The organism is Halorarius litoreus (genome assembly GCF_024362405.1).
Classification (GTDB): Archaea; Halobacteriota; Halobacteria; order Halobacteriales; family Haloarculaceae; genus Halorarius; species Halorarius litoreus.
In genome coordinates this window covers 3,346,725-3,363,018 of the sequence record NZ_CP101454.1, presented here as the reverse complement: position 1 = coordinate 3,363,018, position 16,294 = coordinate 3,346,725, and the positions used below count along the sequence as shown (strand labels likewise).

At 66.8% G+C, this 16,294-nt stretch carries 15 protein-coding genes; 8 read left to right on the top strand and 7 right to left on the bottom strand.

Annotation, left to right across the window (positions count from 1 at the left end; translation table 11 throughout):
* Nucleotides 1–122: 122 nt before the first annotated feature.
* On the bottom strand, nt 123–1,331 hold the full coding sequence (locus NL126_RS17790) for an acyl-CoA dehydrogenase family protein (RefSeq protein ID WP_255196222.1): 1,209 nt from the start codon (nt 1,329–1,331) through the stop codon (nt 123–125).
* 127 nt (nt 1,332–1,458) lie between these two features.
* On the opposite strand from NL126_RS17790, the gene NL126_RS17785 reads away from it, so the two are divergent.
* From NL126_RS17785 to NL126_RS17775, 3 genes are all read left to right on the top strand, one after another.
* Nucleotides 1,459–2,541, top strand: a complete 1,083-nt coding sequence (locus NL126_RS17785; RefSeq protein ID WP_255196221.1) for a phosphotransferase family protein — start codon at nt 1,459–1,461, stop codon at nt 2,539–2,541.
* A 214-nt stretch (nt 2,542–2,755) separates the two neighbouring features.
* Nucleotides 2,756–3,766, top strand: coding sequence for a quinone oxidoreductase family protein (locus NL126_RS17780; RefSeq protein ID WP_255196220.1), 1,011 nt, complete (start codon nt 2,756–2,758; stop codon nt 3,764–3,766).
* 39 nt (nt 3,767–3,805) lie between these two features.
* Nucleotides 3,806–5,443 (top strand): rhomboid family intramembrane serine protease, encoded by a 1,638-nt coding sequence (locus NL126_RS17775; protein WP_255196219.1) that lies wholly within the window; start codon nt 3,806–3,808, stop codon nt 5,441–5,443.
* Here the strand turns inward: NL126_RS17775 and NL126_RS17770 are convergent.
* Nucleotides 5,440–6,057, bottom strand: coding sequence for an METTL5 family protein (locus NL126_RS17770; RefSeq protein WP_434084154.1), 618 nt, complete (start codon nt 6,055–6,057; stop codon nt 5,440–5,442). The genes NL126_RS17775 and NL126_RS17770 overlap by 4 nt on opposite strands.
* Nucleotides 6,057–6,443, bottom strand: coding sequence for a DUF7961 family protein (locus NL126_RS17765; protein WP_255196218.1), 387 nt, complete (start codon nt 6,441–6,443; stop codon nt 6,057–6,059). The genes NL126_RS17770 and NL126_RS17765 overlap by 1 nt, the downstream gene beginning before the upstream one ends.
* A gap of 126 nt (nt 6,444–6,569) precedes the next feature.
* Here NL126_RS17765 and NL126_RS17760 point away from each other — a divergent pair, with 126 nt between their 5' ends.
* Nucleotides 6,570–6,740, top strand: coding sequence for a hypothetical protein (locus NL126_RS17760; RefSeq protein WP_255196217.1), 171 nt, complete (start codon nt 6,570–6,572; stop codon nt 6,738–6,740).
* Between the two features lie 13 nt (nt 6,741–6,753).
* On the opposite strand, the gene NL126_RS17755 is transcribed toward NL126_RS17760, so the two are convergent.
* From NL126_RS17755 to dph2, 3 genes are all read right to left on the bottom strand, one after another.
* Nucleotides 6,754–7,794 (bottom strand): cell division protein FtsA, encoded by a 1,041-nt coding sequence (locus NL126_RS17755; protein ID WP_255196216.1) that lies wholly within the window; start codon nt 7,792–7,794, stop codon nt 6,754–6,756.
* An 87-nt stretch (nt 7,795–7,881) separates the two neighbouring features.
* Entirely contained in the window at nt 7,882–8,790 is a 909-nt protein-coding gene (locus NL126_RS17750) for a cell division protein CdpA domain-containing protein (RefSeq protein ID WP_255196215.1), read from the bottom strand.
* A gap of 144 nt (nt 8,791–8,934) precedes the next feature.
* Nucleotides 8,935–9,966, bottom strand: a complete 1,032-nt coding sequence (gene dph2 / locus NL126_RS17745; protein WP_255196214.1) for a diphthamide biosynthesis enzyme Dph2 — start codon at nt 9,964–9,966, stop codon at nt 8,935–8,937.
* A 90-nt stretch (nt 9,967–10,056) separates the two neighbouring features.
* Between dph2 and NL126_RS17740 the strand changes: the two genes are divergently transcribed.
* Together NL126_RS17740 and acnA are read left to right on the top strand one after the other, a co-directional pair.
* A complete protein-coding gene (locus NL126_RS17740; RefSeq protein WP_255196213.1) occupies nt 10,057–10,461 on the top strand; it encodes a YlbF/YmcA family competence regulator in 405 nt (134 codons plus the stop codon).
* Nucleotides 10,462–10,583: 122 nt separating this feature from the next.
* On the top strand, nt 10,584–13,364 hold the full coding sequence (gene acnA, locus NL126_RS17735; RefSeq protein ID WP_255196212.1) for an aconitate hydratase AcnA: 2,781 nt from the start codon (nt 10,584–10,586) through the stop codon (nt 13,362–13,364).
* Here acnA and NL126_RS17730 read toward each other — a convergent pair whose 3' ends face one another.
* On the bottom strand, nt 13,365–13,733 hold the full coding sequence (locus tag NL126_RS17730; protein ID WP_255196211.1) for a hypothetical protein: 369 nt from the start codon (nt 13,731–13,733) through the stop codon (nt 13,365–13,367).
* 69 nt (nt 13,734–13,802) lie between these two features.
* Between NL126_RS17730 and NL126_RS17725 the strand changes: the two genes are divergently transcribed.
* The gene (locus tag NL126_RS17725) at nt 13,803–14,645 is read left to right on the top strand and encodes an MBL fold metallo-hydrolase (protein WP_255196210.1); all 843 of its coding nucleotides are present in this window, start codon (nt 13,803–13,805) and stop codon (nt 14,643–14,645) included.
* Nucleotides 14,646–14,704: 59 nt separating this feature from the next.
* On the top strand, nt 14,705–16,285 hold the full coding sequence (locus tag NL126_RS17720; protein ID WP_255196209.1) for an AAA family ATPase: 1,581 nt from the start codon (nt 14,705–14,707) through the stop codon (nt 16,283–16,285).
* The last annotated feature ends 9 nt before the right edge of the window (nt 16,286–16,294 follow it).

The window sequence follows — 16,294 nt, the reverse complement described above, 5'->3', positions numbered from 1 at the left end:
AGCTGTACCACGACACAGAGTCGCAAAAGCGTCCGGGTCGCTGCGCAGTCGTCCGCCACGCATGGAGCGAGGGAGGTCACGACGAGGCCCGAGGGCCCATCGTACCCCGGAGCACGCGGGTTCTAGAACCTGGTAACGTGTTCGACCTCGGAGTGGTCGAGGTCGGAGAAGGCGTCGCGAGCGATGACGCGGTTGTGGACCTCGTCGGCGCCGTCGACGATGCGGAACGCGCGGACCGCCTCGTAGAAGTCCGCGATGGGGATGTCGCGCGAGATGCCCGTGCCGCCACACGCTTGAAGCGACAGGTCGATGGCGTCCTGACAGACGTTCGCCGTGAACACCTTGCTCATCGACACCGGAATCCGTGCCTGCTCGCCATCCGCGATCTCCTGCGCGGCGTGCCGAACCATACAGCGCGCGGCGTGCAGTTGGGTTTCGGCGTCCGCGATGCGGTAGCGAAGCGACTGCTTCTCCGAGAGCTTCGAGCCGAAGGCGTCGCGGCCGTCGATGTACGCCTTCGCGATTTCGAGCGAGCGTTGGGCCATCCCCGAGAAGCGCATGCAGTGCGTGAGTCGAGCGGGGCCGAGTCGCTGCTGGGCGATGGCGAAGCCGGCGTTCTCCGCCCCCAGGAGGTTCTCCTCGGGGACGCGGACGTTGTCGTAGGTGATTTCGGCGTGGCCGTGGCCGTCCATGTCGGGACCGAGATGCGGGATGTCCCGCTCGATGGTGACGCCGTCGGCGTCGACCGGGACGAGAATCATCGACGCGCCTTCGTAAGGGTGGGCGTCGGGGTCGGTCACCGCCATCACGATGAGCACGTCGGCGTGGCTCCCCTGCGTCGTCCACCACTTGTGGCCGTTGATGACCCACTCGTCGCCGTCCTTCTCGGCCGTGGTCTTCATCATCTTCGGGTCCGAACCGGCGCCGTCCTGCGGCTCAGTCATCGAGAAGCCGGAGCGAATCTCGCCGGCGACGAGCGGCTTCAGCCACTCCTCCTTCTGGAGGTCGCTCCCGACCAGTTCGATGGTGTGCATGTTCCCCTCGTCCGGCGCGTCGACGCGCATCGCCGTCGCGCCCAGTAGCGAACGGCCAGCCTGCTCGAACAGCGGGAGGACGTCGCGGAAGTCCTCGCCCATCCCGCCCCACTCCTCGCCGATCTGCGGGCAGTAAATCTCCCGCTCGCGTGCCTCCTGGCGAAGTTCCTCGATGAGCGACTCGCTTGGCGGGCCCTGTCCCAACTGCTCGCGCTCGGCCGGGATGACGACCTCGTCCATGAACGCTTCGGCACGGCGTGCAAGCTCCCTCGCTCTCTCGGAGTCGTGGTACTCCATGCCAACGCCTTATCGCACACCATTGTAAAACAATCGGCACAAAATGTCTCGTTAATCCGACAACAAACCCTAAGTATAGGTTCCCATGGGGGTAACAGACCCTTACAATGTTAGTGACGGTGGTCGTATGACCGAGTCGAGCGAGGAGTACTTCGCCCGCATCGTCGACCAGGACGCCCTGGCCTCGTATCTCGAAGGAGAGCTCGGCCCGGCCGAGACGTACGAGGTGCGCCACCACAAGGAGGGACACTCCAACGAGACGCTGTTCGTGACGTGGGGCGACGAGGAGCTCGTCATTCGGCGACCCCCACCGGGCGAGGTCGCCGAGAACGCCCACGACGTGCTCCGGGAGTACCGTGTCGTCCACGCGCTGCAGGACACCGACGTGCCGGTGCCGACGACCGTCCTCGCCTGCGAAGACCACGACGTCCTCGGGTCGGACTTCTACGTCATGAAGAAGGCCGAGGGTGACGTGCTCCGCTACGACGAGCCCGAGCGGTTCGCCACGCCCGAGATGCGCAAGGGCGTCGGCATGGAGCTCGTCGAGACGCTCGCACACATCCACCAGGTGGACTACGACGCGGTCGGGCTCGAACACGGCGACTTCGGCTATCCCCCGGGATTCACCGAACGGCAGGTCCGCCGGTGGTCCGAACAGCTCACGTGGGCGTTCTCGGTGACGACCGAGGAGCGCGAGGTGCCCGAACTGTACGAGGTGATGGAGTGGCTCCAGAACAACGTCCCCGAGGACCCGCCGGCGACGCTCATCCACGGCGACTACAAGCTCGACAACGTGATGTACGCCCCCGGCACCCCACCAGAAATCAACGCCGTGATGGACTGGGAGATGTCGACGCTCGGCGACCCCCTCACGGACCTCGGCTGGATGCTCTCGTACTGGTGGGAGCCGAAGGACCCCGACCCGCCGGCCTCGACCGACTCGCTGTCGAACACGTTCATGACTCGCGAGGGCTACTCCACCCGACGAGAACTCGTGGACCGCTACGAGGAGCTCACGGGGTTCAGCTACGACAACGACCGCTTCTACCGGACGCTCGCCGTCTACAAGCTCGCCGGCCTCGGCGAGATGTTCTTCCGGCGCTACCTCGAGGGGAACTCAGACGACCCAATGTACCCGAAGATGCGCGACGGCGTCCCCGCGCTTGCGAAACGGGCGCTCCGCATCATCGACGGCGAGGAACCGCTGTAACGCCACCCGTTGCGCGAGGGGCTTCGCTCACTCCGTTCGCTCACCGCGAACCGCCCTCACTTCGTTCACCGTTCGTCTCTCGGTTCTCGCTCCGGTCGACCCGCGCACCGTTCGCGCGGATGCTCGCTGCTCCAGTACTACCACCGTCGTACGTGCCGACTCACCGGCTGCCGACGCCCGAACGTATTTGCACCCGGCGGCGAACCACCGGGCCATGCGCGCAGCCGCGTTCACTTCGCTCACGGGACCGGACGGCGTCGAACTCATCGAGCAGGCCGACCCCGACCCAGGCGACGGTGAGGCCGTCGTCGACGTCGAGGCGTGTTCTATCAACCGCCACGACCTCTGGATCCTGGAGGGCGACTCCGCGATGGTCAACGAGGGGGTGCTTCCGTTCGTCACGGGACTCGACGTCGCTGGCACCGTTCGCGAGACCGGAGCGGGCGCGAGCGTCTCCGAGGGTGACCGCGTGCTGCTCTGCCCGAACCAGACCTGCGGGGAGTGTCGGTACTGCCGCGAGGGGCCGGAGAACCTTTGTCAGTCGTTCATGCTGTATCACGGTGGCCTCGCGGAGCAGGCGCTCGTCGACGGCTCCCGGCTCATCCCGCTCCCCGACGACCTCTCCGCGCAGACCGCGGCGTGCCTGCCGACGGCATACCTCACGGCGTGGCACATGTACCGGAAGGCCGACCTGACGGCGGGCGACCGGGTGTTCGTGCCGGGTGCGACCGGCGGCGTCGGCGTCGCCGCAGTCCAGCTCGCCGACGTGCTGGGGCTCGAGGCCGTCGGCACGACCACCTCCGAGACCAAGGCCGAACGCCTGCGCGAACTCGGCTGTCCCCACGTCGTCGTCTCCGGAGACACCGACGAAATCGTCCGCGAGGTGCGGTCCATCGGGGAGATGGACGGCGCGCTCAATCATCTGGCCGGCGAGTTCACGGCGGTCGCGGCGAAGGTGTTGCGACGCGGCGCGAAACAGGTGGTCTGTGGTCGAACAGCTGGGTCGCGTGTCGACACCGCGGCCGCGCCCTTCTTCCTCCAGCATCAGGAAATCGTGGGCAGTACGATGGGCACCCAGCCCGAACTGGAACGGCTGGTCGACCTCGCCGCCTCGGGCGCGTTCGAGCCGGTCGTCGGCGGAACCTACGACCTCGATGCGACGGGCGAGGCGTTCCGGGACATGGCCGAACGGGACGCGTTCGGGAAGCTCGTGGTCGAGCCCTGAGTAGCGGGATATAAACCACCGCCATCCCTTCCTCCGGTCATGCTGGTTCCCGACTGGGTGTATCGGCTCCTCATCGTCCTCACCGGGCTGCTGTCGGTCGCCGTGGTCGTCGCGCTCGCTCGCCCGGCCGGTGGGTGGGGCCACCGGCTCCGTCGACGCTTCGTCATGGGCGTGCCGTGGGGGACGCTGCTGACCATCGGGGTCGTCATCGCGTTCTACGCGTTCGTCCAGGGCGCGGTCGACGGCTGGCGCAACCCGCTCGTCATCCCGTTCCGTGCGTGGTCGTACTTCTACCCGACGGGCATCCTCACCGCTGGACTCGCCCACGCGGGGGAGGGCCACCTCGTCGGGAACCTCCTCGGGACGCTCGTGTTCGGCTCGCTTGCGGAGTACGCGTGGGGGCACTTCCCCTCGCGCCGCGGGAGCCAGTCGTTCCGGTCTCTGCCCGAGAATCCGTTTGCACGCATCGCCGTGTTCCCGCTGGCGTGTGTCGCTGCCGCGGTGCTATCCGGCGTGTTCGGCCTCGGTCCCGTCATCGGCTTTTCGGGGGTCGTGTTCGCGTTCGCAGGGTTCTCCGTCGTCCGCTACCCCATCGCGACGGTCATCCTGCTCGTCGGGTCTGACCTCGTCACCCTCGTCTACCGTGCGCTCCAGACACCCGTCCTCCCGGGGTCGGCGGGCCCGGCGTTCACGACCCCGTGGTGGGCGAACGTCGCCATCCAGGGCCACGCCGTCGGGTTCTTCATGGGACTCGTCGCGGGCGTGCTGCTGTTCCGGCGCCGTGGCTCGGTCGCGCCGGCCGGCCGCGTCTGGTTCGGCGCGCTGGCCTTCGCCGCCGCGAAGGGGCTGTGGGCCGTCTACCTGATTCGCGGTGGCGGCCAATTCACGCTGTTCCGTGCTGGAGGCGTCGCGTTGCTGTTCGTGCTCGCCGCACTCGTCGTCTCGGCCGCGCGCGCATCCGACCGTGACCTCGTCGGGGCCATCGACCTCTCGCGCCGGGAGGCCGCCGTCGGCCTGCTCGTCACCGTGCTGTTCGCACTCGCACTCGTCGCCGTCCCGTACAACCTCCTCACCATCGAGGACGCCTCCGTGGACGCCAACGTCACGAGCATCGAGGCGCGTGACTACACGGTCCTCTACGCGGAGGGCACCCCCGACCGATACGTCGGCGCGTACGACCTCCCCATCGTCAACACCTCGGGTGTCACCTCCAGCGGTGTCATCGTCGCGAGCGAGGAGCGCGGCATCTGGTGGGAAGCCGTCTCCAAGGGCCGACTCGCGTTCTCGGGTAGGCAGGTCGTCCGCGTCGGCGGTATCGGCTGGGAGGAACGGGTCGTCGCCAACCGGAGTGGCTGGAACACCGTCGGCGGGCCGACCGCCTACAAGGTGTATCTGAAGAAGGGCGGCCCCGAGAACGACAGACAGCTCGCGTACCTCTCCCCGCCGGCACCCGCGGAGCCGACCATCGACGGGCGGAACGTGAGCGTCGCGCCCACCGCCGGCGGGTTCGAGCTCGTGATCGCCCGCGGGAACGAGACGCTTGGCCGTTCACCGCTTCCCGGCGTGAACGAGACACGAACGGCGGGCGGACTCACCTTCGTCCGCAACGAGACACGGCTGTTCGCGACGGCGAACGACACCCGGGTTCGGGTGGCGACACAGGAGACGTACAACTAGCGCCAGACGATTCGGAACACTTCCGCAGTGAGGGTCGACGACTCGCTGTCGTGGAACTCGAACTGTCGCGGGAGGTCGAACTCCGCAGCGAAGGCGTGGGTTACTTCGCCGCCCTCGTCGTCGGCGAACGCCTCCACGAACTCGCGGCTCCCCTCGTTGTGGACCGAGTAGGAGACACGGGCGATAGCAGAAGCCGTCTGGAGGAACGCGCGGTCGGCGTGTTCGTTGCCGGTCTGTGCGCCGAACGGTGGGTTCATCAGGACGGTCGCGTCGTCGAGACAGAGCGGTGCGCGGGTCGCGTCGCCCCGGATCCACGACACGTCGGGGCGGGCGGCGACCTTCCGTTCGTTCTTGCGGGCGGTCGAGAGCGGTGCGGGGTCGAGTTCGACGCCGACGACCCGTTCAGGCCCCCTGAGCGCTGCACCGAGCGCGAGCATCCCGGTTCCGGAACCGAGGTCGACGACCGTCCGCCCCTCGATGTCGCCCTGCAGGTCGGCGACGTGGACGATGTGAGCAGCTAAATCGGGCGGGGTGTGGTACTGTTCGAGCGGTGCCCGTGGGTTCTCGAATCCAGCGACGACCCCGAGCTCCTGGGCGAGCCGCCGGCGGGTCATCAGTGTGAAACGGGCTCGTCGACGGTCAGGGTAACGCCCTCGCGTCGGGCACGCTCTTCGACGGCCGCGAGCGCGGGCTCGACCTTCTCCTCGTCCGCGACAGTGTCGACGGTCACGGCGAGCCGGCTCGCACCGAGGAACGCCGCCGCGCGGACGTACTCGCGGATCTCCTCGGCGATGCCCTGCGTGGCGAACGAGCAGTCCTCGTCGAACGCGACGGTGAGGGTGAGCTCGGCCGGTACCTTCCCGGCCGCGCTCAGTTCGTACTTCAGGTCGCGCAGGTACTCGGGGGCGGTCGTCTCCAGCGCCGACGCCGGCAGCGACACGGGCTCCGCGTCGGCGGGCCGACAGGAGTCGACAGCCGACTCGAACGAACGGGTACTCATCAGTACCCCATATCTCGTAGACATACAAATAGATTTGTGTATGCGCGATATGCATACTCTCGGCGAGCCACTGACGGCTCGTGAACTGGCCTGAGCGTTTATGCTACGGCCCTCGCAACGTCCCGTATGGACTGTCCGCGGTGTGGGTCGCTGTTGACCGAGTTCGAGTATCGGGGTCGAGAGACGGCCGCCTGTGAGGGCTGTGGCTTCGTCGGCGTGTCGGTCGACCACCACTCGGAACTCCAGCCTGTAGAGTCGTGGAGCGACGCGCTCCGTCGGTTCAACGAAAAGAACTGAAAAGGGGTCGTTCTTACTCTGCTTCTTCGGCCGCGGCCTCGGCCTCCGGCGCCTTCGGCTCTTCGTGTTCGTGCTGCGCTTCCTCAGAGCGGGCTGCGACGAGCGCCCCGCGGGCCACGCTGTACAGCGGGTTGTTGACCCGCTTCACGTTCGAGATGCTGAACGGGATGCTGGCGTTCGCCAGCCGCTCTTCGAACAGGTTCTCGAAGCCGGCCGGGCTCGACGTGCCACCCGTGACGACGACGGGCACGTCCAGGCCTTCCTCGACGTCCTCCTCGTTCACCTCCGCAGAGATCTGCTCGATGACGTAGTCGAGGAGGTTGTCGTAGTAGATGGCGAGTGCGCCCTCGACACCCCCCACGTCGGTGGTGAAGTCGAGCCGGAAGTCGTCCTCCTTGATGGAGGTGACCTTGTCGACCGACTCGCCGGTCGCCGTCGCGGTCTGCTCGTCGATCCAGTCGCCGCCGCGGGCGACCGAGAACGTCATCACGGGCACCGCGTAGTACGCCAGACAGACGTTCGTCATGCCCGCGCCGAAGCTGATGCCGAGCCCGGTGAAGTTCGAGTCCGCCAGCTCCGAGTAGATGACCGCCATCCCCTCGTTGATGGGTTCGGGGTTATAGCCCATGTCCTCGAGGAACGAGTCGAGCGTCTTCTGGTGATACAGCGTCGACAGCTCCGAGTCGATGGGGTCCGCGGGCGAGGAGTAGAACACCCGTTCGTCCGGGGTTTCGGGCTCGCCGAGCACCTGCTCGATGATGAGCTTGATCATCGGAATCGCGGAGCTCTCCTCGGAGGAGAGGATGCCGTCTTTCATCGGTCGCCGCGTCTTCTGGTTGAAGATGTTCGCGAAGTTGAGCGCGTCGTCGCCCACCACGAACACCTGGTCGCCTTTCCGGATGTGCAACACGTCCGACCGAGACAGCATCTGCTCGGCCATGTCGCTGTATTCGATCTCCACGAAGGAGTTACGTTGCTGGACGAACACCGTGTCGTCCCCGTCCTGTCCCGCCGACACTATGTTCATGGTGCCGACGTCGATGCCTCGCGCCATGTCATTGAGAGACTATGGCACGAATATAAACCTCCGTCCGAGTTCTAGTCTCGATTTCTGACGTAAGATAAAGGGTGTTCCGGTGGTTTAATTCCGTTTCAACACGTCGGTAAGGCGGTCGGCGAGCGCCCCCAGTCGGCCCCGTTCCTGTCGGCGTCGCGTCTCCGTGTGTTCCTCCTGCTGGCGCAGCGCGGCGAGTGCCGCGGCCTGGTCGTCGGTGGTCTCGCCCGTGGCGCGGTCCTCTCGCCGATTTCCACCCCGAAGTGACTTGAGGCCCGCCACCGCGGCATCGACGTTCGCGCCCGAGTCACGGCGCTCCTCGGCCGCGACGGAGTCGAACCCCGACGTGTCGATGTCCCCGGAGTCGTCACGGATACGGAGCCGTCGACTCACGTCGGTCTTCCTGACGCCGCCCCACGACACCTCCGAGTTCGCCATCGCCTCCTCGTAGTCCCGGCGCGCGCGGGCCGCGACAGCCTCCTCGTCTTCCTCGTCGATGGCCTCGTCCTCTGCGTCCATGGGGACGCCCTTGGTCCGCTCGACGTGATACGAGACGAGCGCCGCGCCCGTCGAGGCGAGCACGGTCACCAGCCCGACGGCGTAGATGAGCACCCCCTGCAGGCTCTGGTCCTGCCCGTCGACGTTCCACTGTCCCGGGTAGACAGTAACGAAGAACGCCGCAGCGACGATGGTCACGGTGAGGCCGAGCGTCGCGAGGTACGACGCGCGACGGTCGACGGGGAGCAAGACAGTCACGCCCACCAGCAGCGTCGGCAGGCCGAGCGCACCGACCACGAACGCGATCTCGCGAAGCCACCAGATCGGCCGCCCGGTGGCGGTTACCTGCTCGACGGCGAACAGCAGCAGTCCCACGATACCCAGCGCGAACCCGCCGATAAACAGGACGAACCCGAGATACACGTCCAGTTCCCGCTCGGGATCGCCGAGGTAGCGGCGGTAGAACGCGACGATACGGTCGTCAGAATCCGAGGTCATAGTCACCGATTCGCACACTGCAATAAAACCGGTTGGGTCGTTACGACTCGCGTTTCGTTAGCGGGCGTGGCGGTTGGAGGAAACGGGGCATCCCCAACGAGCGGTGCGCGGTTCGCCGTGTCAAAGGAGGCGTAAAACGGTGCGCTACCAGGTACCGTGGAACGTGTCGAAGGAGAGTTCGTCGAGCGGCTTCTCGCCGATGGCGATCTCGTACTCACCGGGCGTGAGCATCGGCTGTTTGAACTGCGGGCCGTCGTCGGTCGTGATTCGCGGGCACCCGGTGTTGACGTAGGCGTCGAAGCCGAACTGGGTCAGGCGGTCGGGCGTCACTTCGTCCATCGTCAGCAGGTAGGCGTTCTCGTTGTTCTCGACGATGTCGTTGGCGACGTCCCAGCGACCCTGTCCGATCTTCGTGCAGAAGACGACGCCCCACGTCTCCGCGTCCATCGCGCGGTGAACCGCGCCGTACCGCTGCTTGAGGAACTTCTCCGTATCGGCGACCGTCACCACGTTGTTCACGGGGTCGGCGATGACGACGGTCTTGTCGGGATGCTCCATCGCCAGCCCCAGGGGATGGAACTTCCCGCCACCCACGTACAACACCTGGTCGGCGTCGATGTCGGCGCTCGCGTAGTTGCAGCCGAGTACCTGCCCCTCGTGGGTGAGGCGGTCGTCGCCACGGCGCGTGTGGACGGTGAACTCTCGCTCCTCTAGCCACTCGCGCATCTCGTCGAACTTGTTCATGTGCTGGGCCGTCGTCACCAGCCCCACGTCACCGACCTCGAGTTCGTCGAGCGCCTCCTCCATGATGGGCTCGACCTCGACGTTCGAGAAGAGGGGGACGTAGATGATCTTCTCCGAGTCCTTCATCGGCGAGTGGCCGAAGTGGACGAACACGTCCGTCCGGCGCATCATGTAGGTGTCGAGGTCGCACGCGCCGTAGCAGGGCTGCCCGGAGATGAGGACGCGCACCCCCTCTGGAAGGAGGTCGCGGAGGTCGTCGGCGACGTGCGGCGCACGGCGCTTGAGTCCCTCGGGGAACTGCAGGCCCACCTTCTCGGCGTTCCGCTCTTCGACGGCCTCGACGATGCGGTCGAGTTCGTAGTCCCACGTTCGGTCGTGTTTGAGGGCCATCCCGGTGTTCCGCAAATCGCCCTCGGTCCGCTGCTCGCTCATTGGTCTCTGTATCGGGCCGAGCGGTTTAACGGGCGCGCTTCGCCACCGTATTCGGCAGACCTAAAGCAGGCGAAGCCCAAAGGGGAGCCAATGAGCACCGAATCGACCGAGGCCGACGCGGAGATGGAGGCCGCCGCACGCGCGACCGAACTCGCGAGCGAACTCGGTGACGCCATCACCGACCTCGACTCCTACCAGCGCTTCGAGGAGGCGAAGGCGGCCGTCGAGGCGAGTGAGGAGGCACAGGAGAAGATTCGAGAGTTCGAGGGGCTCCGCGAGGAGTTCATGATGGCCCGGCAGTCGGGCGACGCCTCGAACAAGGACCTCCGCCAGCTTCAGGTGGCGCAGGAGGAACTCCACGACCTCCCGGAGATGAGCGAGTACCTGCAGGCGCAGTCGCAGCTCGAACTCGAACTACAGGAGCTGAATCAGATGATTTCGGCGCCGCTCGCGGTCGACTTCGGCGAGAAGGCCGGCGGCTGCTGTCAGGACTGACCGCGCTCCATTCTCACGGTTTTCGACCACATTGCACCGACACAGCCCCGGCGCTGTCCTGCTGTGTTCCTGACAACTGACGAAGGGGACCGATTCAAGACCACCCACCTCCAACGTTCGGTATGGCTTCAGACGACCCGTTCGGTGCCGTCCGCGACATCGACGTCGACGGTATCGACTACAAGATGGCGGACCTGACCGCCCTCGAAGACGAGGGACTGTGTGAGCTCCAGTCGCTCCCCGTCAGCATCCGCGTCCTCCTCGAATCCGTCCTCCGGAACGTCGACGGCGACGTCATCACCGAGGACGACGTGCGCAACGTCGCCTCGTGGGCGCCCGACGTCCCCGACGTCGAACTCCCGTTCAAGCCCTCGCGCGTGGTACTGCAGGACCTCACCGGCGTGCCTGCAGTGGTGGACCTCGCGGCGCTCCGCTCGGCGGCCGCGCGCAACGACCGCGACCCGGCGGTCGTCGAACCCGAGATCCCCATCGACCTCGTCATCGATCACAGTGTGCAGGTCGACTTCTTCGGCAGCGAGGACGCCTACGAGAAGAACGTCGAACTCGAGTACGAGCGCAACGGCGAGCGGTATCGCGCGCTCAAGTGGGCGCAGAACGCCTTCGAGGACTTCAACGTCGTCCCGCCGGGGACGGGCATCGTCCACCAGGTGAACCTCGAGTACCTCGGGCAGGTCGTCCACGCGCGCGAGCAGGGCGGCGACGAGTGGCTCATCCCCGATACGTTGGTTGGCACGGACAGCCACACCCCGATGATCGGCGGTATCGGCGTCGTCGGCTGGGGTGTCGGCGGTATCGAGGCCGAGGCGGCGATGCTCGGCCAGCCAATCACGATGAAGCTCCCCGAAGTCGTCGGCGTCCGGCTCACGGGTGAACTCCCCGAGGGCGCGACCGCGACCGACCTCGTGCTCCACATCACGGAGGACCTTCGTGAGGTGGGCGTCGTCGACCGGTTCGTCGAGTTCTACGGCCCCGGCGTCGCGAACCTCACGGTCCCCGACCGCGCCACGATCGCGAACATGGCACCCGAGCAGGGCTCCACGATCTCGATGTTCGGCGTCGACGAGGCGACGCTCGACTACCTCGAACTCACGGGCCGAAGCCCTGAGCACATCGAACTCGTCCGCGAGTATCTGGATGCCCAGGGCCTGTTCGGCAACCAGGACCCCGAGTACACCGAGGTCGTCGACGTCGACCTCTCCGCCGTGACGCCGAGTCTCGCTGGCCCCAAACGGCCGCAGGACCGCGTCGAGATGGGGGGCATGCGCCGCCACTTCCGGAGCCTCGTCCACGGCGAACTGGAAGACGACCTGCCCGAACTCGACGAGGAGCAGCTGAACCGCTGGCTCGGTGAAGGCGGGTCCGACTCGGAACGACCTCCCTCGGACCGCCCCGACCCCGAACTCGGCGAGCTCTCGAAGCGCGTCCCCGTGACGATGCCCGACGGTAGCGAGAGCGAAATCGGCCACGGGAGCGTCGTCGTGAGCGCCATCACCTCCTGTACGAACACGTCGAACCCGTCGGTGATGCTCGCCGCGGGCCTCCTGGCCCGAAACGCCGTCGAGAAGGGACTGGACGTCCCACCGCACGTCAAGACGAGCCTCGCCCCTGGCAGCCGCGTCGTCACGGAGTATCTGAAGGCCTCCGGCCTCCTGCCGTTCCTCGAAGACCTCGGGTACGACGTGGTCGGCTACGGCTGTACGACGTGCATCGGGAACGCCGGCCCACTCCCCGAACCGGTCGAGACGGCCATCGACGAACACGATCTCTGGACGACGAGTGTCTTGTCTGGGAACCGGAACTTCGAGGCGCGCATCCACCCGAAGGTCCGCGCGAACTACCTGGCGAGCCCGCCGCTCGTCGTTGCGTACGGCCTCGCGGGCCGGATGGACATCGACCTCGAACGCGAGCCGCTGGGCTACGACGACGACGGCGAGCCAGTGTTCCTCGCGGACCTCTGGCCCGACGCCGACGAGATCCACGACACCATCGTGAACAGCGTCGACCCCGAGATGTTCCGCGAGAAGTACGCGGAGGTGTTCGAGGGCGACGAGCGCTGGGAGGCGCTCGAAGCGCCGAGCGGCGACGTGTACGAGTGGGACGAGGAGTCGACGTACATCCGCGAGCCGCCGTTCTTCAAGGACTTCCCGCTGGAGAAGCCCGGTGTCGCAGACATCGAGGGCGCGCGCTGTATGATGCTGCTCGGCGACACCGTGACGACCGACCACATCTCGCCGGCCGGGCCGTTCAGTTCGGACCTCCCGGCTGGGCAGTGGCTCATGGAGCGCGGCGTCGAGCCCCACGAGTTCAACACCTACGGCTCTCGACGGGGGAACCACGAGGTGATGATGCGCGGGACGTTCGCCAACGTCCGCATCGAGAACGAGATGCTCGACGACGTGGAGGGTGGTTACACCATCCACCACCCGACGGGCGAGGAGACGACCGTGTTCGAAGCGAGCGAACGCTACCGCGAGGAGGACATCCCGCTGCTCGTCCTCTCCGGGGTCGAGTTCGGCACGGGCTCCAGCCGTGACTGGGCGGCGAAGGGGACCGACCTCTTGGGAGTCAGAGCGACCATCGCGGAGAGCTACGAGCGCATCTACCGCGACAACCTCGTCGGGATGGGCGTCCTCCCGCTGCAGTTCGAGGACGGCGACTCCTGGGAGTCGCTCGGGCTGGAGGGTGACGAGGTGTTCGAGATTCACGGGCTCGACGACGGCCTGCAGGTGCGTGACGAACTGTCGGTCGTAGCCGAGCGTTCCGACGGCTCTACCGTCGAGTTCCCGGTTACCGCGCAGGTCGGGACCCCGGCAGCAGTCACGTACGTCGAGCACGGCGGCATCCTCCACTACGTCCTGCGGCGACTGCTCACCGAGGAGTAGTCACCGCCCCACGACGGTCGCGAGCGGATTTTCTCCGGTGCTGACCACGATCGCGAGCAGCAGCAGGTACGCGACGAGACCCCACGCGAGCGCGGCGAGGGCCCAGCCGAGTCCCGACTGTATCGCGAGGATGCCGATGCCAGCGACGAGCGCGAACGCGACGGCCTGCACGAGTGGGCGTTCCCAGAGTTCGTGCGTTCGGTCTGGATAGCGGAGGAAGACGGCCTCCAGCAGGAGCGAGCCACCAACACCGACCACAGCCGGCCCGACCCTCGTGAGTGCGCGTGTCGCCCCCGCAGCCCACGCGAGCACGAGCAGCAGTGCGAGCGCCCCGGTTGCGAGGAGGCCGTCGCGGCGGCGAGAGTTCACACCTGGTGGTCGCGCGCCGCGGAAGAAAAGATGGCGACCGTTTTTGGTCTCCGGCGTGGGACTGCCGGTATGGCACACGACTTCCCCGGCTCCGACTGGGGCGACTGGCTGCCGCGCGCGGTCGAGGCGGCCGACCCCGACGGACTCGACCTCTGGTATCTCGGGTGTAACGGCTTCTTCCTGAAGGCCGACGACGGCACGACGCTGCTCATCGACCCCTATCTCGGGAACGGTGACCCACCGCGGACCAAGCGGATGATTCCGGTGCCGTTCGACCCTGAGGACGTCACGGACGTGGACGCGATTCTCGCCACGCACGAACACGCCGACCACGTCCACGGGCCGACGCAGGGCCCCATCCTCGCGAACACGGGCGCGGACTACGTGGCACCGGACGACTCGATGGCTGTCGTCGCCGAGGAGGACTGGGAGGGCGAGTACGGCGTCTCCCCCGACCAGTTCCACGAGGTCGAGGAGGGCGACACGCTGTTCCTCGGTTCCCTGACTGTTCACGTCGAGGGGGCGAACGACCCGGATGCGACCCATCCGGTCTCGTACGTCATCGAACACGAGTCGGGGACGTTCTTCCACGGGGGGGACGCCCGCCCTGGCGAGGCGTTCGAGCAGGTGGGCGAGCAGTACGACGTCGACCTCGGCGTGCTGGCGTTCGGTTCCTCCGGACGCATCCCGGACAAGGAGACGGGCGAGCCGACGTACACGCAGTGGTACTCCGACGAGAACGACATCGCGGAGGCCGCCGCGCAGGTCGGGATGGACCGGCTGCTCCCGAGCCACTGGGACATGTGGAAGGGACTGACGGCCGACCCGACGGCGGTGTGGCCGCACATCCGGTCGTTCGACGCCCCCCGAACGCTCGAACTCCTCGAAATCGGCGATAGCACCGCGGTGTAGGATTAACTTTCTCGAAGCCGAGCGTAGATTTATACGGTGTGCGACGAACTCTGGCACACATGAGTAACGCCGACCCTGCGGAAGTGAGCATGGTCGTCTCCCGGGACGGGGTGACGGTGGAGAAGTCGTTCGAGCCGGACGACTTCCCGGTTCCGGCCATCGCGTTCGTCATCCGAGCCGAGCGCGATGAAGAGGTGACAGTTCGTATCACCGACGAGGTTCCGGACCAGGTCGCCGCCGAGGACATCGGCTTCCACCCCAAGTACGGGGCGGAGTTCTGGTCGGTCGACGACGGGAACATCGTCTTCGAGCGGTCGTTCGAGCCCGGCGAGGAGTACACGACGGTCTACGGCCTGCGGGCCAGCCAGACGGACGACGTCGAGAGCTACATGTCCGAGCCGACGCTGGCGGACGTCGACCCATCGCTCGACGACGCCGGGCAGGTGGTACGCGAGGTCATCGGTGGCGACGGAGACGACGGCGACGACGCTGCCGCCCGGTCGCCACCGTCGAGCGACGACATCGAGGCCGCCATCGCCGCCGCGGACGCGGAGTCCGAGTCGGCGGCTGAGGACGAGCCGACCCCTGAAGACGACGACCCGGTCGAGCCACTCACGCTCAACGATCCCAACGACGGTGGCGACGTGGAGCCGGAACTGGACGCGTCGACCGACACCGCCGACAAAACGGAACCAGAGGAGTCAGTCGACGAGCCGGAGGAATCGGACGTGGACTCGGGCGACCCCGTTGTGGACTCGGGCGATCCAGTCGCGGTACTCGCACAGCAGATCCGTGAGGGCACAGCCAGTGAGTCCGACCTCGCCGCGCTGCGTCGCGCGCTCGGCACCGGAAGCGACGGCAGCACCGACGCCCGCATCAAACAGCTCCAGTCCGAACTGGCCGACCTCCGTGCGTACACGAGCGCGCTCGAGGAGTTCCTCGACGAGAACGGCGACGCCCAGCGACTCATCGAAGACGTGACCGGGAGCGTCGAGCGTCTCGACCGGCAGCTGTCGAGCGTCCAGTCGCGAGCCGACTCGGCGGTGACTCGCGTCGGAGAGATGGAAGGCGGGCTCGACCGCGTCGACGACGAGGTCGACGACCTCGCGGAAGAGTTGGCTGCGGCACGTGACCGCGTGCAGCAGGTCGAAACCGAGGTCGACGGCTTCACCGACCGTGTCGAGACCGTCGAGCGCGATGTCGGAGAGATGAACGACACGGTCGAGCGTGTCGAGAGCAACGTCGACGAGGTGGTCGACACCGTCGATACCGTCGAGAGCGACGTCGAGAACCTCTACGGCGAGGTCGACGAACTCACAGAGGAGCTGTCCTCGGTCCACTCGGCAGTCGAGACCGTCGAGGGCGACGTCTCCACCGTCGAGTCCGAGGTCGACGAGGTACACGGCAGCATCGACGAGCTGGAGGCCGACGTGGCGTCCGTCGAGGAATCGCTCGACCGCGTGGACGAACTCGACGACCGCCTCGAATCGCTCGAAGACGAGTTCGCCGATGCTCGCGAGGACCTCGAATCGCTCTCGCAGATGCGCGAACAGCTCTCGTCGGTGTTCGGCGCGCAGGTGCAGGGGCCGGGCGACGATACGGGCGGTGACGACACGGACGGCGACGACGGCGACGAGTAAGCCGGAACC